This is a genomic window from Enterobacter pseudoroggenkampii, assembly GCF_026420145.1.
Taxonomy (GTDB): domain Bacteria; phylum Pseudomonadota; class Gammaproteobacteria; order Enterobacterales; family Enterobacteriaceae; genus Enterobacter; species Enterobacter pseudoroggenkampii.
This window is the reverse complement of record NZ_JAPMLV010000004.1, coordinates 151,158-166,335: the sequence shown is the minus strand read 5'-3', so window position 1 is coordinate 166,335 and position 15,178 is coordinate 151,158. Positions and strand designations below refer to the sequence as shown.

The following is a 15,178-nucleotide window of genomic DNA, read 5'->3' as shown; positions in this document are numbered from 1 at the left end:
CAAGGGGAAACGATGAAACGTACAGGATTAGTAGTGGCGCTTGCGCTGGGGATGATGTCGCACGGCGTGATGGCGAAAACGCTGAATGTGGTCACCAGCTTTTCGATACTGGGGGACATCACCCAGGAGGTGGGCGGTGACCATGTGAAGGTGACGACGCTGGTCGGGCCGGACGGCGATCCGCATACCTTCGAACCATCGCCGAAAGACAGCGCGGCGCTGAGCAAGGCCGATGTGGTGGTGGTGAACGGTCTGGGGCTGGAGGGCTGGCTTGACCGTCTGGTGAAAGCCTCCGGGTTCAAAGGACAGCTGGTCGTCGCCTCAACCGGGGTGAAAACCCACACGCTTGAGGAAGATGGAAAGACCGTGACCGATCCGCACGCGTGGAACAGTGCGGCGAACGGGGCGCTGTATGCGCAAAATATTCTGAACGGGCTGGTGAAAGCCGATCCGGATGACAAAGCCGCGCTGGAAGCCTCCGGTAAACCGTATATCGCGCAGCTTAGCCAGTTGGATAACTGGGCCAAAACGCGCTTTAGCCAGATCCCGCCGGCGAAGCGTAAAGTGCTGACCAGCCATGACGCGTTCGGCTATTTCAGCCGCGCCTACGGCGTGACGTTTATGGCGCCGCAGGGGCTGTCGTCTGAGAGCGAAGCCAGCGCGGCGCAGGTGGCTGAGATTATCAATCAGATCAAAGCCGACGGCGTAAAAACCTGGTTTATGGAAAATCAGCTCGATCCGCGTCTGGTTAAACAGATTGCGTCGGCGACGGGCGCGCAGCCTGGGGGCGAACTTTATCCGGAAGCGTTGTCGGCAAAAGGTGGGGTGGCAGACACCTACGTTAAGGCGTTTCGCCACAATGTGAACACTCTCGCTGACAGCATGAAATAACCTTTCCACCGCCGGTGCGTCCGTACCGGCTTTTTTCTGAAGCCCCCTCGTAAAACCTGAAGTGCATCCCCACATCTGACGAGAAAGTGCTATCTTGTGCAGCACGTTTTTCTGATGCCTGGAGCGAGAATGACTAACCATGAATTGATGCAGCTTAGCGAGATAGTGGGCCTTGCGCTGAAGCAGCGTGGCGCGACAATCACCACTGCGGAGTCCTGCACCGGCGGCTGGGTGGCGAAAGCTATTACCGATATTGCCGGCAGTTCCGCCTGGTTTGAACGCGGTTTTGTGACCTACAGTAACGAAGCTAAAGCACAGATGATTGGCGTGCGCGAATCCACGCTGGAACAGCATGGCGCGGTCAGCGAACCGGTGGTGATCGAGATGGCCATTGGTGCGCTCAAAGCGGCGCGGGCCGATTACGCGATTTCCATTAGCGGCATTGCGGGCCCGGACGGCGGCAGCGACGTGAAGCCTGTTGGCACCGTCTGGTTTGGGTTCGCCACGTCCAAAGGGGAAGGGATCACCCGCCGGGAGTGCTTCAGCGGCGATCGCGAAAGCGTGCGTCGTCAGGCAACCGTTTATGCGTTAAAAACGCTCTGGCAACAATTTCTACAAAACACTTGATACTGTATGACCATACAGTATAATTGCACCAACAGAACAGAAATCCACGGTGAAGCACAGTCGCTTCTCCCGGCATGACAGGAGTAATAATGGCTATCGACGAAAACAAACAGAAAGCGTTGGCGGCAGCACTGGGCCAGATCGAAAAGCAATTCGGTAAAGGCTCCATCATGCGCCTGGGTGAAGACCGTTCCATGGATGTGGAAACCATCTCCACCGGTTCGCTTTCTCTGGATATCGCGCTGGGCGCTGGCGGTCTGCCTATGGGCCGTATCGTAGAAATCTACGGGCCAGAGTCCTCCGGTAAAACCACCCTGACGCTGCAGGTGATTGCCGCGGCACAGCGCGAAGGTAAAACCTGTGCGTTTATCGATGCCGAGCACGCGCTGGACCCTGTTTATGCCCGTAAGCTGGGTGTAGATATCGACAACCTGCTGTGTTCTCAGCCGGACACCGGTGAGCAGGCGCTGGAAATTTGTGACGCGCTGGCGCGTTCTGGTGCCGTTGACGTTATCGTGGTCGACTCCGTTGCCGCACTGACGCCAAAAGCCGAAATCGAAGGTGAAATCGGCGACTCTCACATGGGCCTCGCGGCACGTATGATGAGCCAGGCGATGCGTAAGCTGGCCGGTAACCTGAAGCAGTCCAACACGCTGCTGATCTTCATCAACCAGATCCGTATGAAAATTGGTGTGATGTTCGGTAACCCGGAAACGACTACCGGGGGTAACGCACTGAAATTCTACGCCTCTGTCCGTCTGGATATCCGCCGTATCGGCGCGGTGAAAGAGGGCGAGAACGTGGTGGGTAGCGAAACCCGCGTGAAGGTTGTGAAGAACAAAATCGCTGCGCCGTTCAAGCAGGCTGAGTTCCAGATCCTCTACGGCGAAGGGATCAACTTCTTCGGTGAGCTGGTTGACCTGGGCGTGAAAGAGAAGCTGATTGAAAAAGCGGGCGCCTGGTACAGCTACAACGGTGACAAGATTGGTCAGGGTAAAGCGAATGCCATCTCCTGGCTGAAAGAGAACCCGGCTGCGGCGAAAGAGATCGAGAAGAAGGTACGTGAGCTTCTGCTGAACAACCAGGACTCCACGCCAGATTTCGCGGTTGATAGCGCGGATGCTGAAGAAACTAACGAAGACTTTTAATTCTTTCGTTTAACAATGAAGGGCTGCTGATGCGGCCCTTTTTGCATTTCTGAATCAGCAGGTTTTTTATGAGTGAACCGACAACACGTCGACCCGCGTATGCACGCCTACTGGATCGCGCGGTGCGCATCCTGGCCGTTCGTGACCACAGTGAACAGGAGCTGCGGCGAAAACTGTCGGCACCGGTGATGAGTAAAAACGGCCCGGAAGAGATTGATGCCACTGCGGAAGATTATGACCGCGTCATCGCATGGTGCTATGAGCATCGCTATCTTGATGACGAGCGTTTTGCCTCGCGGTTTCTCGCCAGCCGTGGCCGCAAGGGATACGGGCCCGCGCGCATCCGGCAGGAGCTAAACCAGAAAGGGGTGGCCCGGGAGTCCATCGAAAAAGCGATGCGCGAATGCGACATTGACTGGTGCGAGCTGGCAAAAGAGCAGGCCATTCGTAAGTACGGCGAACCGCTGCCGCGTGAATTTTCAGAAAAAGTCAAAATCCAGCGCTTTTTGCTCTACCGCGGCTTTCTGATGGAAGATATTCAGGATATCTGGCGTAATTTTGCCGATTGAACGCATGCGGGATTTTACTTCCCACTAAAGAAAACTTATCTTATTCCCACTTTTTCCAGTAGCTGGTCTGTCCAACGGTTTACCGATACAGGCTGGCTACGACATTTCGTTAGCTTGATTTCAGGATAATTATGAGCAAGAGCACCGCTGAGATCCGTCAGGCGTTTCTCGATTTTTTCCATAGTAAGGGACACCAGGTTGTTGCCAGCAGCTCCCTGGTACCGAACAACGATCCGACTCTGCTGTTTACCAACGCCGGGATGAACCAGTTCAAGGATGTGTTCCTTGGTCTCGACAAGCGTAATTATTCCCGCGCCACAACCTCACAGCGTTGCGTGCGTGCGGGCGGTAAACACAACGACCTGGAAAACGTCGGTTACACCGCGCGTCACCACACCTTCTTCGAAATGCTGGGTAACTTCAGCTTCGGCGACTACTTCAAACACGATGCCATTCAATATGCGTGGGAACTGCTGACCGGTGAAAACTGGTTCAACCTGCCGAAAGAGCGTCTGTGGGTTACCGTCTATGAAACCGATGACGAAGCCTACGAAATCTGGGAAAAAGAAGTCGGGATCCCGCGCGAGCGCATTATTCGCATCGGTGATAACAAAGGCGCACCATACGCGTCTGACAACTTCTGGCAGATGGGTGATACCGGTCCTTGCGGCCCGTGCACCGAGATCTTCTACGATCACGGCGACCACATCTGGGGCGGCCCTCCAGGCAGCCCGGAAGAAGACGGCGATCGCTACATTGAGATCTGGAACATCGTCTTCATGCAGTTCAACCGTCAGGCCGACGGTACGATGGAGCCGCTGCCGAAACCTTCCGTTGATACCGGTATGGGTCTGGAGCGAATTGCCGCGGTACTGCAGCACGTTAACTCCAACTATGAGATTGACCTGTTCAGCACTCTGATCAAAGCCGTTGCCGAAGTGACCGGTGCGACCGATCTGAACAACAAATCGCTGCGCGTTATCGCAGACCACATTCGTTCCTGCGCGTTCCTGATTGCCGACGGCGTTATCCCGTCGAATGAAAACCGTGGCTACGTGCTGCGTCGTATCATTCGTCGTGCCATCCGTCACGGCAACATGCTGGGCGCGAAGGACACCTTCTTCTATAAACTCGTTGGGCCACTGATTGGCGTGATGGGTGCGGCCGGTGATGAGCTGAAACGCCAGCAGGCGCAGGTAGAGCAGGTTCTGAAAACCGAAGAAGAGCAGTTTGCGCGTACGCTGGAGCGCGGTCTGGCGCTGTTGGACGAAGAGCTGGCGAAACTTAAGGGCGACACGCTGGATGGCGAAACCGCTTTCCGCCTGTACGACACCTACGGCTTCCCGGTTGACCTGACGGCGGACGTTTGCCGCGAGCGCAACATCAAAGTTGACGAAGCGGGCTTCGAAGCCGCGATGGAAGAGCAGCGTCGTCGCGCGCGTGAATCCAGCGGTTTCGGTGCGGACTACAACGCGATGATCCGCGTTGATAGCGCGTCAGAATTCAAAGGTTATGAGGCGCTGGAACTGACCGGCAAAGTGACCGCTCTGTTTGTTGACGGTAAAGCCGTAGAGAGCATCAGCGCGGGTCAGGATGCGGTGGTCATTCTGGACAAAACGCCGTTCTATGCGGAATCCGGCGGTCAGGTTGGCGATAAAGGCGAACTGAAAGGCAATGGTTTCAGCTTCAGCGTCAGCGACACCCAGAAATACGGTCAGGCGATTGGTCACCAGGGCAAACTGGTTTCCGGTTCTCTGAAAGTGGGCGAGGGCGTACAGGCTAACGTGGATGAAGCTCGCCGCGCGCGCATTCGTCTGAACCACTCAGCAACCCACCTGATGCACGCTGCCCTGCGCGACGTACTCGGTACTCACGTTGCACAGAAAGGTTCTCTGGTTAACGACAAAGTGCTGCGTTTCGACTTCTCGCATTTTGAAGCGATGAAACCGTCTGAAATCCGCGCGGTGGAAGATCTGGTGAACGCGCAGATCCGTCGCAACCTGCCAATCGAGACCCATGTCATGGATCTCGAGGACGCGAAGAAAAAAGGTGCGATGGCGCTGTTTGGCGAGAAATATGACGAGCGCGTTCGCGTGCTGAGCATGGGCGACTTCTCTACCGAGCTGTGCGGCGGTACGCACGCCTCGCGCACCGGTGACATTGGCCTGTTCCGCATTGTTTCCGAGTCGGGTACGGCGGCAGGCGTGCGTCGTATTGAAGCGGTAACCGGTGAAGGTGCGATTGCCAGTCTGCATGCCCAGAGCGATCAGCTGCACGACATCGCGCAGCTGCTGAAGGGCGATAGCCAGAACCTGGGCGAGAAAGTGCGCGTTGCGCTGGATCGCACGCGTCAGCTGGAAAAAGAGTTGCAGCAGCTGAAAGAGCAGGCTGCGGCGCAGGAGAGTGCAAACCTCTCCAGCAAGGCTGTAGACATTAAGGGCGTCAAACTGCTGGTCAGCGATCTGGCGGGCGTTGAGCCTAAGATGCTGCGTACTATGGTCGACGATCTCAAGAACCAGCTTGGTTCTACCGTTATCGTGCTGGCGACAGTGGCAGAAGGTAAGGTTTCTCTGATTGCGGGCGTCTCTAAGGATGTGACTGACCGCGTAAAAGCAGGGGAACTGATTGGTATGGTCGCTCAGCAGGTGGGCGGCAAGGGTGGCGGTCGTCCGGACATGGCGCAAGCCGGTGGTACGGATGCGGCGGCACTCCCGCAAGCTTTGGCCAGCGTTGAAAGCTGGGTAAGCGCGAAACTGTAATAACTACAAAGCACAAACAGACGCCATAGCGGTAACGTTATGGCGTCTTGTTCACTGTGCTATCGATAACGATAAAGTCAGGTTGAGTTTGTGTATATCGGCTAAACTTACGTTTAACAGAATGTGATGCCGTGACTGCTTACACTTTACGTGTTTGTCATCGCTTACTTTTTGGCGTTATATGATGGATAATGCCGGGATACAAGAGACCCGACTCTTTTAATCTTTCAAGGAGCAAAGAATGCTGATTCTGACTCGTCGAGTTGGTGAGACCCTCATGATTGGGGATGAGGTCACCGTGACAGTTTTAGGGGTAAAGGGTAACCAGGTACGTATTGGTGTTAACGCTCCTAAAGAAGTATCTGTCCACCGTGAAGAGATCTACCAGCGTATCCAGGCTGAAAAATCCCAGCAGTCCAGTTACTGATATTGTCGCGTCTCGCTGTCGGGCGAGACGCAACCCTCCTGTCATTTTTCCTGCTCAACGTTACCGTTTAATTTCAAACGCTCTCTTTTTAACCACTCCGTTACCCTAAACTCGCCCTTACGCCGCCATTTCTGCATAGGTTTTCTGTGAAGATGCCTGCAAAATCCGCTTATAAAACACCCTCTTTGCGGCTTTTACATGCGAATTGCGTGTGATTTGTGCAAACGATAAAAGCTTTTGGAAAATTGTTTGACTTATAAGTCCCAGAAAGTAATATATGCGCCACGCAGCGACGAGAAGCTCTTAACGAGTAACTCGAAGCACTCGAAAGAAGCGTTGTGTGGTGAGGTGGCCGAGAGGCTGAAGGCGCTCCCCTGCTAAGGGAGTATGCGGTCAAAAGCTGCATCCGGGGTTCGAATCCCCGCCTCACCGCCATTTTGCATCCGTAGCTCAGCTGGATAGAGTACTCGGCTACGAACCGAGCGGTCGGAGGTTCGAATCCTCCCGGATGCACCATCTATTACTTCATATTGCTTTAGAAGTGATATGAATATCGAGCAGTACAGTAGTAAATCCCGATGCATCCGTAGCTCAGCTGGATAGAGTACTCGGCTACGAACCGAGCGGTCGGAGGTTCGAATCCTCCCGGATGCACCATTTACTATTTCTGAAAGCAGTACCCTGATGCATCCGTAGCTCAGCTGGATAGAGTACTCGGCTACGAACCGAGCGGTCGGAGGTTCGAATCCTCCCGGATGCACCATATTCTCCGAGATAATAGCCACGCTGTTGTTTCAAGGTCTGCGGGTTAATCGCAAGCACCAGGGAGGATAACGTTGCTTTAGCAACGGCCCGAAGGGCGAGGCGCAGCCGAGTAATCCTCCCGGATGCACCATTTACTGTTTCTAAAAGCATTTCCCGATGCATCCGTAGCTCAGCTGGATAGAGTACTCGGCTACGAACCGAGCGGTCGGAGGTTCGAATCCTCCCGGATGCACCATATTCTCCTGGATAACAGCGATGCTGTTGTTTTAAGGTCTGCGAGTTAATCGCAAGCACTAGGGAGGATAACGTTGCTTTAGCAACGGCCCGCAGGGCGAGGCGTAAGCCGAGTAATCCTCCCGGATGCACCATCTTCTCCTTCTTTGTTTATTCCTTCGACGTTCCGTCAGCAATCACAATCTCTGTCAGCGACAAAAACCACCATTTACGATAAAGTAATGCTTTGTTAATCGGTTAGTGAGAGCACGATGTACGCACAGTATGACGGTTTGATCTTCGATATGGATGGTACTCTTCTGGATACCGAACCCACGCATCGTCAAGCCTGGACCGACGTCCTGGGCCGCTACGGTATGCGTTTCGACCTTCAGGCGATGATCGCCCTCAACGGCTCCCCAACCTGGCGTATTGCACAGGCCGTGATTGAACTGAATCAGGCCGATCTCGACCCGCACCTGCTCGCACGCGAAAAAACCGATGCGGTAAAAGCCATGCTCTTAGATACCGTACGTCCTTTGCCGCTGATTGATGTGGTAAAAGAGTGGCACGGGCGTCGCCCGATGTCGGTAGGAACGGGCAGCGAAAGCGCGATTGCAGAGGCATTACTCAACCATCTTGGCCTGCGCCACTATTTTTCTGCCGTGGTCGCCGCCGATCATGTTAAACATCACAAGCCCGCACCGGACACCTTCCTGCTCTGCGCAGAATTAATGGGCGTCCCTGCGGCAAAATGTGTTGTGTTTGAAGATGCCGATTTTGGTATCCAGGCCGCGCGTGATGCCGGAATGGATGCGGTGGATGTGCGCTTACTGTGAGTGACGCACTGTCACTCGCCTCATTATTCGCCAGCAGTTTTTTAAGCGCCACGCTGTTACCGGGCAATTCGGAAGTGGTGCTGGTGGCGATGCTGTCGTCCGGCGTGAGTCAGCCCTGGCTGCTTGTATTAATAGCAACAATGGGTAATAGCCTTGGAGGGCTGACTAACGTTATTCTTGGGCGTTTCTTTCCGCTGCGCGAAAAATCGCGCTGGCAGGAAAAGGCAGTCGGCTGGCTAAAACGCTATGGCGCTGCCACGCTGTTATTAAGCTGGATGCCTGTAATAGGCGATTTACTGTGTCTGCTGGCGGGATGGATGCGCATCTCCTGGGGACCGGTGCTCTTTTTTTTGTGCCTTGGCAAGGCGTTGCGCTATGTTCTCGTGGCGTGGGCAACACTACAGGGTATGACGTGGTGGCACTAATTGGTGGAATGAATACGCGACCTTCAATCGTCAACCATTACAATTATGCTGAGTAACATTACTTTGACAGGCGGGAGGTCAATTTGATCCCGGACGTATCTCAGGCGCTGGCCTGGCTGGAAAACCACCCTCAGGTATTGAAGGGTATTCAGCGTGGTCTTGAGCGTGAAACGCTGCGCGTTAACGCGGACGGCAGTTTAGCGACGACGGGTCACCCGAAGGCGTTAGGCTCGGCGCTGACACATAAATGGATCACAACCGATTTCGCTGAAGCGCTGCTGGAGTTCATCACCCCAGTAGAGGGTGATATTGATCATATGCTGACGATCATGCGCGATATCCATCGCTACACCGCGCGCAACATGGGCGACGAACGTATGTGGCCCCTCAGCATGCCGTGCTATATCGAGCGGGGGCAGGAGATTGAGCTTGCGCAGTACGGCACGTCAAATATTGGTCGGCTGAAAACGCTCTACCGTGAAGGGCTGAAAAACCGCTACGGCGCGTTGATGCAGACCATCTCTGGCGTGCACTACAACTTCTCGTTGCCGATGGCTTTCTGGCAGGCGAAATGTGGTGAAACGGATAAAGACGCGATCTCTGAAGGCTACTTCCGCCTGATCCGCAACTACTACCGTTTCGGCTGGGTGATCCCGTATCTGTTTGGTGCCTCCCCGGCGATCTGTTCTTCGTTCCTGCAGGGGAAACCGACCACGCTGCCGTTCGAGAAGACCGACTGCGGAATGTACTATCTCCCGTACGCCACCTCTCTGCGCCTGAGCGATCTCGGTTATACCAATAAATCGCAAAGCAATCTCGGTATTACGTTTAACGAATTGCACGAATATGTGGCAGGATTGAAGCGGGCGATCAAAACCCCGTCGGAAGAGTACGAGAAAATCGGCCTCGAAAAAGACGGCAAGCGCCTGCAAATCAACAGCAATGTGCTGCAGATTGAAAACGAGCTGTATGCGCCTATTCGTCCTAAGCGCGTAACCCGCAGCGGTGAAACACCGTCGGATGCGCTGCTGCGCGGCGGGATTGAATACATTGAAGTGCGCTCGCTGGATATCAACCCGTTCTCACCGATTGGCGTTGATGAACAGCAGATTCGCTTCCTGGATCTGTTTATGGTCTGGTGCGTGCTGGCGGATGCGCCGGAAATGAGTTCAGACGAACTGCTCTGTACCCGTACAAACTGGAACCGCGTGATTCTGGAAGGGCGTAAACCGGGTCTGACGCTGGGTATCGGCTGCGAAACGGCACAGTTCCCGCTGACCACAGTCGGCAAAGATCTGTTCCGTGATCTGAAGCGTGTTGCCCGGACAATGGACAGCATCGACGGCGGAGAGGCGTATCAACTGATCTGCGACCAGCTGGTGGAATGCTTTGATAACCCGGAACTGACGTTCTCAGCACGCATTCTGCGTTCTATGATTGATCAGGGCATTGGTGGTACGGGGCGTTCACTCTCGGCGGAGTACCGTGAGATGCTGATCCAGGAGCCGTTAGAAATCCTGAGCGAAGCGGATTTTGTAGCGGAACGCGATGCGTCCGTTGTGCGTCAGAAAGAGGTTGAAGCGGCGGATACCGAGTCGTTTGAGGCGTTTCTGGCGAAGCAGGCTTAAGCAGAAAAGAAAAAGGCCACATCGCTGTGGCCAAAATATACATCTCTGAATTCAGGGATGATGATAACAAATGCGCGTCTTTCATATACTCAGACGCGCATTCTGTAGAAGAGTTCAGTTTATTTTAAAAAAAATCACTATCGGAGGTGACGTATGCCGTTATTAGATAGCTTTACTGTCGACCATACCCGTATGGAAGCACCTGCAGTCCGCGTGGCGAAGACCATGCACACCCCGCACGGCGACACGATCACCGTCTTCGATCTGCGTTTCTGCGTGCCAAACAAAGAAGTGATGCCGGAGAAAGGCATTCATACGCTGGAACATCTGTTCGCCGGCTTCATGCGTGACCACCTGAACGGCAACGGCGTTGAGATCATCGATATCTCTCCGATGGGCTGCCGTACCGGTTTCTACATGAGCCTGATTGGCGTGCCTGATGAGAAGCGCGTCGCGGATGCCTGGAAAGCGGCGATGCAGGACGTGCTGAAGGTGAAAGAGCAGAACCAGATCCCTGAGCTGAACGTTTACCAGTGCGGTACTTACCAGATGCACTCTCTGGAAGAAGCGCAGGAGATCGCGCGTCACATCATCGAGCGTGATGTTCGCGTGAACAGCAACGAAGAGCTGGCCCTGCCAAAAGAAAAACTGCAGGAACTGCACATCTAGTGCACCTTTTCCCTCTCCCTCAGGGAGAGGGGGAGGGTTGTTTAATTCCATGACCACAACCGCAACCTTCTCCTTTACCCATCGTCCCCTCGTTCCGTTCGCCCATGATTACGCTCATGGTGACAGCGAGCCGTGGCATGAGCACGACTGCGCGCAGCTGCTGCATACACTGAGCGGCGTGGTTCGGGTGGATACCGCATCGGGCTGTTGGGTTGTGCCCCCAGGCCGCGGCGTCTGGCTGCCGGCGGGGACCCGCCACTCGCTTCGCATCACTGGCAACGTGGCGGCGCGAACGCTGTTTATCGATCCGCTGGCGCGGGCCGATCTCCCGGCCACTTGCCAGATCGTGCAGATCGCGCCGCTGCTGCGCGAACTGATCCTCGTCTCCCTTGCTTTACCTGAATCGTACTCACCCGGAAGCCGGGATGAGCGCGTCTATGAGCTCATTCTCGATGAAATCCGCACTATGCCGGTGCTGCCGTTTCACCTGCCGGAGCCGGAAAGTGAGGCGTTACGTCGCCTGTGCCTGCAAATCCGGCAAAGCCCGGGTGAAAGCTGGAGCAGCGCGCAGGCTGCGAGCATGATGAACATGAGCGAGCGCACCCTGAACCGCCATTTCCAGCAGCAGACGGGATTAAGCTACGGAGAGTGGCTGAGAAGGGCGCGCCTGCTGGAAGCCTTAGTGCGGCTGGCGCAGGGCCAGCCGGTATTGCGCGTGGCGCTGGATCTGGGCTACGGCAGCCACAGCGCCTTTACGGCGATGTTCCGCCGCGTGATGGGCGTCTCCCCCAGCGATTACTTTAAGAACGACTGACGGCATTAAACAGCGCCTGAAGCGACGCGCGCGCTACGTCGCTGTCAATGCCCACGCCCCAGCGGCTGCTGCCGTCCTGGAACAGGCAGCGGATGTAGGCCACCGAGCGGCTGTCGCTGCGTTCGCCTAACGTATGCTCGTGATAATCCTTAATCACGAACGGGACGTTGACCCAGCGGCTTAAGCCCTGAGCAGCGGCGGAGAGCAGACCGTTACCCTGACCTTCCAGCTGGCGCGTTCCCCCCTGCGTGACGACGCTGGCCGTCAAACGCAGCTGGCCGTCCTGCTGGCTGTCGCTGCGGTAGGATTGCAGCGCATAGTGCGGCGTGGCCACCAGGCCGTAGCGGGTGCGGAACAGCTGCCACAGCGCATTCTGCGTCATCTCTTTTCCATGGCGATCGGTTTCCTGCTGCACGTGCTGGCTAAAATCCTGCTGCAGGGCGCGGGGCAACTTCAGACCATGGTTCTGTTCGATCAGCCACGCGCTGCCGCTTTTTCCTGACTGGCTGTTCACGCGGATCACTGCTTCGTAGGTGCAGCCAATATCCTGCGGATCGACGGGCAGGTAGGGCATCTCCCAGCGATCGCCAGGCCTGCGGGCATCAAAGCCTTTTTTGATCGCGTCCTGATGCGAGCCGGAGAAGGCGGTATAGGCCAGCCGCCCGGCCCAAGGGTGGCGCGGATGTACCGGCAGCTGATTGCAGGTTTCCACCACTTCCACCACCCGGTTCATATCGCTAAAGTCCAGATTCGGGCTAACCCCCTGGCTGTAGAGGTTCATTGCCAGCGTCACCAGGCAGACGTTGCCCGTACGTTCCCCGTTACCAAACAGACAGCCCTCCACGCGGTCAGCCCCCGCCATTACGGCCAGCTCCGCGCAGGCGACGCCGGTACCGCGGTCATTATGCGGATGCACGCTGATGCAGACATCGCGGCGGCGGCTAAAGTGGCGACAGAAATACTCGATCTGGTCGGCATAGACGTTCGGCGTGCTCACTTCGACGGTGGCGGGTAAGTTGATCACCATGGGCCGTTCGTCGCACGGCTGCCAGATCTCCGCGACGGCTTCACAAATCTCCAGCGCAAACTCTGGCTCGGTAAAGCAGAAGGTTTCCGGGGAGTATTCATACTGCCAGCGGGTGTCCGGGTTCTCTTCACACAGCTGACGAATAAGCCGCGTGGCGCGCGTCGCCAGCTCGACGACTTGCGCTTTCTCCATGCCGAACACCAGGCGGCGGAACAGCGGGGCGGTGGCGTTGTAGAGATGGACGGTGGCCTGCTTCGCGCCGCGCAGGGATTCAAAAGTGCGATGGATGAGATCTTCCCGTGCCTGAGTGAGCACCTGAATCGTCACGTCATCCGGGATGCGGTTTTCTTCAATCAGCTGACGAACAAAGTTGAAATCCGTCTGCGAGGCGGAAGGAAAAGCGACCTCGATCTCTTTGAATCCGCAGCCCAGCAGCAGGTCCCAGAACTGCAGCTTGCGCGTGCTGTCCATAGGCTCGGCAAGCGCCTGGTTGCCGTCGCGCAGGTCGGTTGAGAGCCAGCGCGGCGCACGAGTGATGCGTTGCTCCGGCCAGCGGCGGTCGGGCAGGGAAAGGGTCGGATAGGGTTGGTACTTGTCGGCGGGTGTGTTCAGCATGATGCGCTCCTGTTGTCTTTTCACTATCGTGAATCGATTTCAGGCGCGCTGCTTTATCGGAACTGACAATGGCTGTCGCGTTCTGGACACGGTGGCGATTGTTGCCCGGTGGCGCTGCGCTTACCGGGCCTACGAATGGTGGCCCGGTAAGCGTAGGCCGGGTAAGGCGCAGCCGCCACCCGGCAACTCGTGCACAGAACTAGTGCGCGCCACCGCCGCCGCTACCGGCGCCAAACGGTGGTTTAGCAAACCACACCAGCCCCAGCAGGACGATAAAGATCCCTGCCGATATCCAGAAAATCTCGTTGGCCGAGATAATCAGCCCCTGGTTGGTGATCTGCTGGGCAATCCACCCTGACGCCTGCTGCTCCGTCATCCCCATTCCCTGAAGCTGGTTGTACATTTCGCGGGAGTTCGGGTTGAACGGGTTCACCGCTTCGGTCAGCTGGGCATGGTGCATCGATTCACGGTTAGTCCACAGGGTGGTGGTGATCGAGGTACCAATCGAGCCCGCCAGCGTTCGCGTAAAGTTCGACAGGCTCGATGCCGCCGCCATGCGCTCAGGCGGTAAACCGGAAAGCGTGATGGTGGTCAGTGGCATAAAGAAACACGCCACGGCAAAGCCCTGAATAAACTGCGGCCACGCGGACGCGCCAAAGTCCATTCCCGGTTCGAACGTATACGCGCGCCAGTAGAAGCACACGGCGTACATGATAAAGCTGAACGTCACCAGCCTGCGCATGTCGAGCTTGTGGGCGAAGCGACCAATAATCGGCGACAGCAGAACCGGAATCAATCCAACTGGCGCCGAGGCTAAACCTGCCCAGGTTGCGGTGTAGCCGTATACCTCCTGCAACAGCTGCGGCAGCAGTACAATCGCGCCGAAGTAGAGCATGTAGGCGAGGCTGATACACAGACAGCCAATGGTGAAGTTTCGCGACTTAAACAGCGACAGGTCGACTATCGGGTTATCGTCCGTCAGCTCCCAGACAATCAGGAAGCTCAGCGACACCACCGCGACAATCGTCAGGATGATGATCTCCCGGGAGTTGAACCAGTCCAGCTCTTTGCCCTGGTCGAGCATGACCTGCAGGCTACCGATGCCGATAACCAGCAATGCCAGACCAATGGCGTCGATACGCCGCTGTTCCGTCCTGGTTTCTCTGCCGCGCAGCGTCTGGAGCGTCAGCATTACCACGATGGCGCCAATCGGTACGTTGATGAAGAAGATCCAGCCCCAGTGATAGTTGTCGCTGATATAGCCGCCTAAGATAGGCCCGCAAATCGGGGCGACAATCACGGTCATTGACCACAGCGCCAGCGCAATTGAGCGTTTGGCGGGCGGGTAGTTGTTCAGCAGTAAACTCTGCGACAGCGGAATCAACGGCCCGGCGACAATCCCCTGAATAACGCGGAAGAATATCAGCATTGTCAGGCTGCTGGACATGCCGCACGCCCAGGAGGCAAGAACGAACAATACCGTCGACCAGAGGAACAGCTTCACTTCACCGACGCGCTTTGCCAGCCAGCCGGTAATCGGAATGGAGATGGCGTTTGCCACCCCAAACGAGGTAATGACCCAGGTCCCCTGGCTCAGCGACGAGCCAAGGTTACCGGCGATGGTCGGGATCGCCACGTTCGCGATGGTGGAGTCCAGCACCTGCATGAATGTCGCAAGAGAGAGCGCAATGGTCATGATGACCAGCTGCGCCCCTTCCAGCGGTTTTTGCGGCTTTTGCTGTTGCATAACGCTCACCTTCGG

General features: G+C 56.1%; 13 protein-coding genes and 5 tRNA genes. 16 read left to right on the top strand and 2 right to left on the bottom strand.

Features of this window, described 5'->3' with window-relative positions; genetic code table 11:
• Positions 1-12: 12 nt before the first annotated feature.
• From OTG14_RS17795 to OTG14_RS17720, 16 genes are all read left to right on the top strand, one after another.
• Entirely contained in the window at positions 13-891 is an 879-nt protein-coding gene (locus tag OTG14_RS17795; RefSeq protein ID WP_148768878.1) for a metal ABC transporter substrate-binding protein, read from the top strand.
• A 129-nt stretch (positions 892-1,020) separates the two neighbouring features.
• Positions 1,021-1,518, top strand: a complete 498-nt coding sequence (gene pncC / locus OTG14_RS17790; RefSeq protein WP_267215534.1) for a nicotinamide-nucleotide amidase — start codon at positions 1,021-1,023, stop codon at positions 1,516-1,518.
• 89 nt (positions 1,519-1,607) lie between these two features.
• The gene (gene recA, locus OTG14_RS17785) at positions 1,608-2,666 is read left to right on the top strand and encodes a recombinase RecA (RefSeq protein WP_024907698.1); all 1,059 of its coding nucleotides are present in this window, start codon (positions 1,608-1,610) and stop codon (positions 2,664-2,666) included.
• 68 nt (positions 2,667-2,734) lie between these two features.
• Positions 2,735-3,235: a recombination regulator RecX gene (gene recX / locus OTG14_RS17780; protein WP_032640869.1), complete on the top strand. Its 501-nt coding sequence runs from the start codon at positions 2,735-2,737 to the stop codon at positions 3,233-3,235.
• A 131-nt stretch (positions 3,236-3,366) separates the two neighbouring features.
• Positions 3,367-5,994: an alanine--tRNA ligase gene (gene alaS / locus OTG14_RS17775; protein WP_267215533.1), complete on the top strand. Its 2,628-nt coding sequence runs from the start codon at positions 3,367-3,369 to the stop codon at positions 5,992-5,994.
• Positions 5,995-6,235: 241 nt separating this feature from the next.
• The gene (csrA, locus tag OTG14_RS17770; protein WP_000906486.1) at positions 6,236-6,421 is read left to right on the top strand and encodes a carbon storage regulator CsrA; all 186 of its coding nucleotides are present in this window, start codon (positions 6,236-6,238) and stop codon (positions 6,419-6,421) included.
• Between the two features lie 342 nt (positions 6,422-6,763).
• A tRNA-Ser gene (locus tag OTG14_RS17765) sits at positions 6,764-6,856 on the top strand.
• 4 nt (positions 6,857-6,860) lie between these two features.
• Positions 6,861-6,937: transfer RNA gene (locus OTG14_RS17760), tRNA-Arg, on the top strand.
• Between the two features lie 64 nt (positions 6,938-7,001).
• Positions 7,002-7,078, top strand: a tRNA-Arg gene (locus OTG14_RS17755).
• Between the two features lie 29 nt (positions 7,079-7,107).
• Positions 7,108-7,184: transfer RNA gene (locus OTG14_RS17750), tRNA-Arg, on the top strand.
• Between the two features lie 160 nt (positions 7,185-7,344).
• Positions 7,345-7,421 (top strand) — tRNA-Arg (locus OTG14_RS17745).
• Positions 7,422-7,671: 250 nt separating this feature from the next.
• Entirely contained in the window at positions 7,672-8,238 is a 567-nt protein-coding gene (gene yqaB, locus OTG14_RS17740) for a fructose-1-phosphate/6-phosphogluconate phosphatase (protein WP_032648006.1), read from the top strand.
• Positions 8,235-8,663, top strand: coding sequence for a YqaA family protein (locus OTG14_RS17735; protein ID WP_267215532.1), 429 nt, complete (start codon positions 8,235-8,237; stop codon positions 8,661-8,663). Before yqaB ends, OTG14_RS17735 begins: the two co-directional genes overlap by 4 nt.
• An 83-nt stretch (positions 8,664-8,746) precedes the next feature.
• Complete coding sequence (gene gshA, locus OTG14_RS17730; RefSeq protein WP_267215531.1) at positions 8,747-10,291, top strand: glutamate--cysteine ligase; 1,545 nt, start codon at positions 8,747-8,749, stop codon at positions 10,289-10,291.
• A gap of 153 nt (positions 10,292-10,444) precedes the next feature.
• Positions 10,445-10,960 carry an S-ribosylhomocysteine lyase gene (gene luxS, locus OTG14_RS17725; protein WP_024907693.1) on the top strand — a complete coding sequence of 172 codons (516 nt, stop codon included), beginning with the start codon at positions 10,445-10,447 and terminating at the stop codon, positions 10,958-10,960.
• 49 nt (positions 10,961-11,009) lie between these two features.
• Positions 11,010-11,774: an AraC family transcriptional regulator gene (locus OTG14_RS17720; RefSeq protein ID WP_148768590.1), complete on the top strand. Its 765-nt coding sequence runs from the start codon at positions 11,010-11,012 to the stop codon at positions 11,772-11,774.
• Here OTG14_RS17720 and leuA read toward each other — a convergent pair.
• Positions 11,761-13,416, bottom strand: a complete 1,656-nt coding sequence (leuA, locus tag OTG14_RS17715) for a 2-isopropylmalate synthase (protein WP_267215530.1) — start codon at positions 13,414-13,416, stop codon at positions 11,761-11,763. The genes OTG14_RS17720 and leuA overlap by 14 nt on opposite strands.
• Positions 13,417-13,615: 199 nt before the next feature.
• Positions 13,616-15,163, bottom strand: a complete 1,548-nt coding sequence (emrB, locus tag OTG14_RS17710; RefSeq protein ID WP_024907690.1) for a multidrug efflux MFS transporter permease subunit EmrB — start codon at positions 15,161-15,163, stop codon at positions 13,616-13,618.
• Between the last annotated feature and the right edge of the window lie 15 nt (positions 15,164-15,178).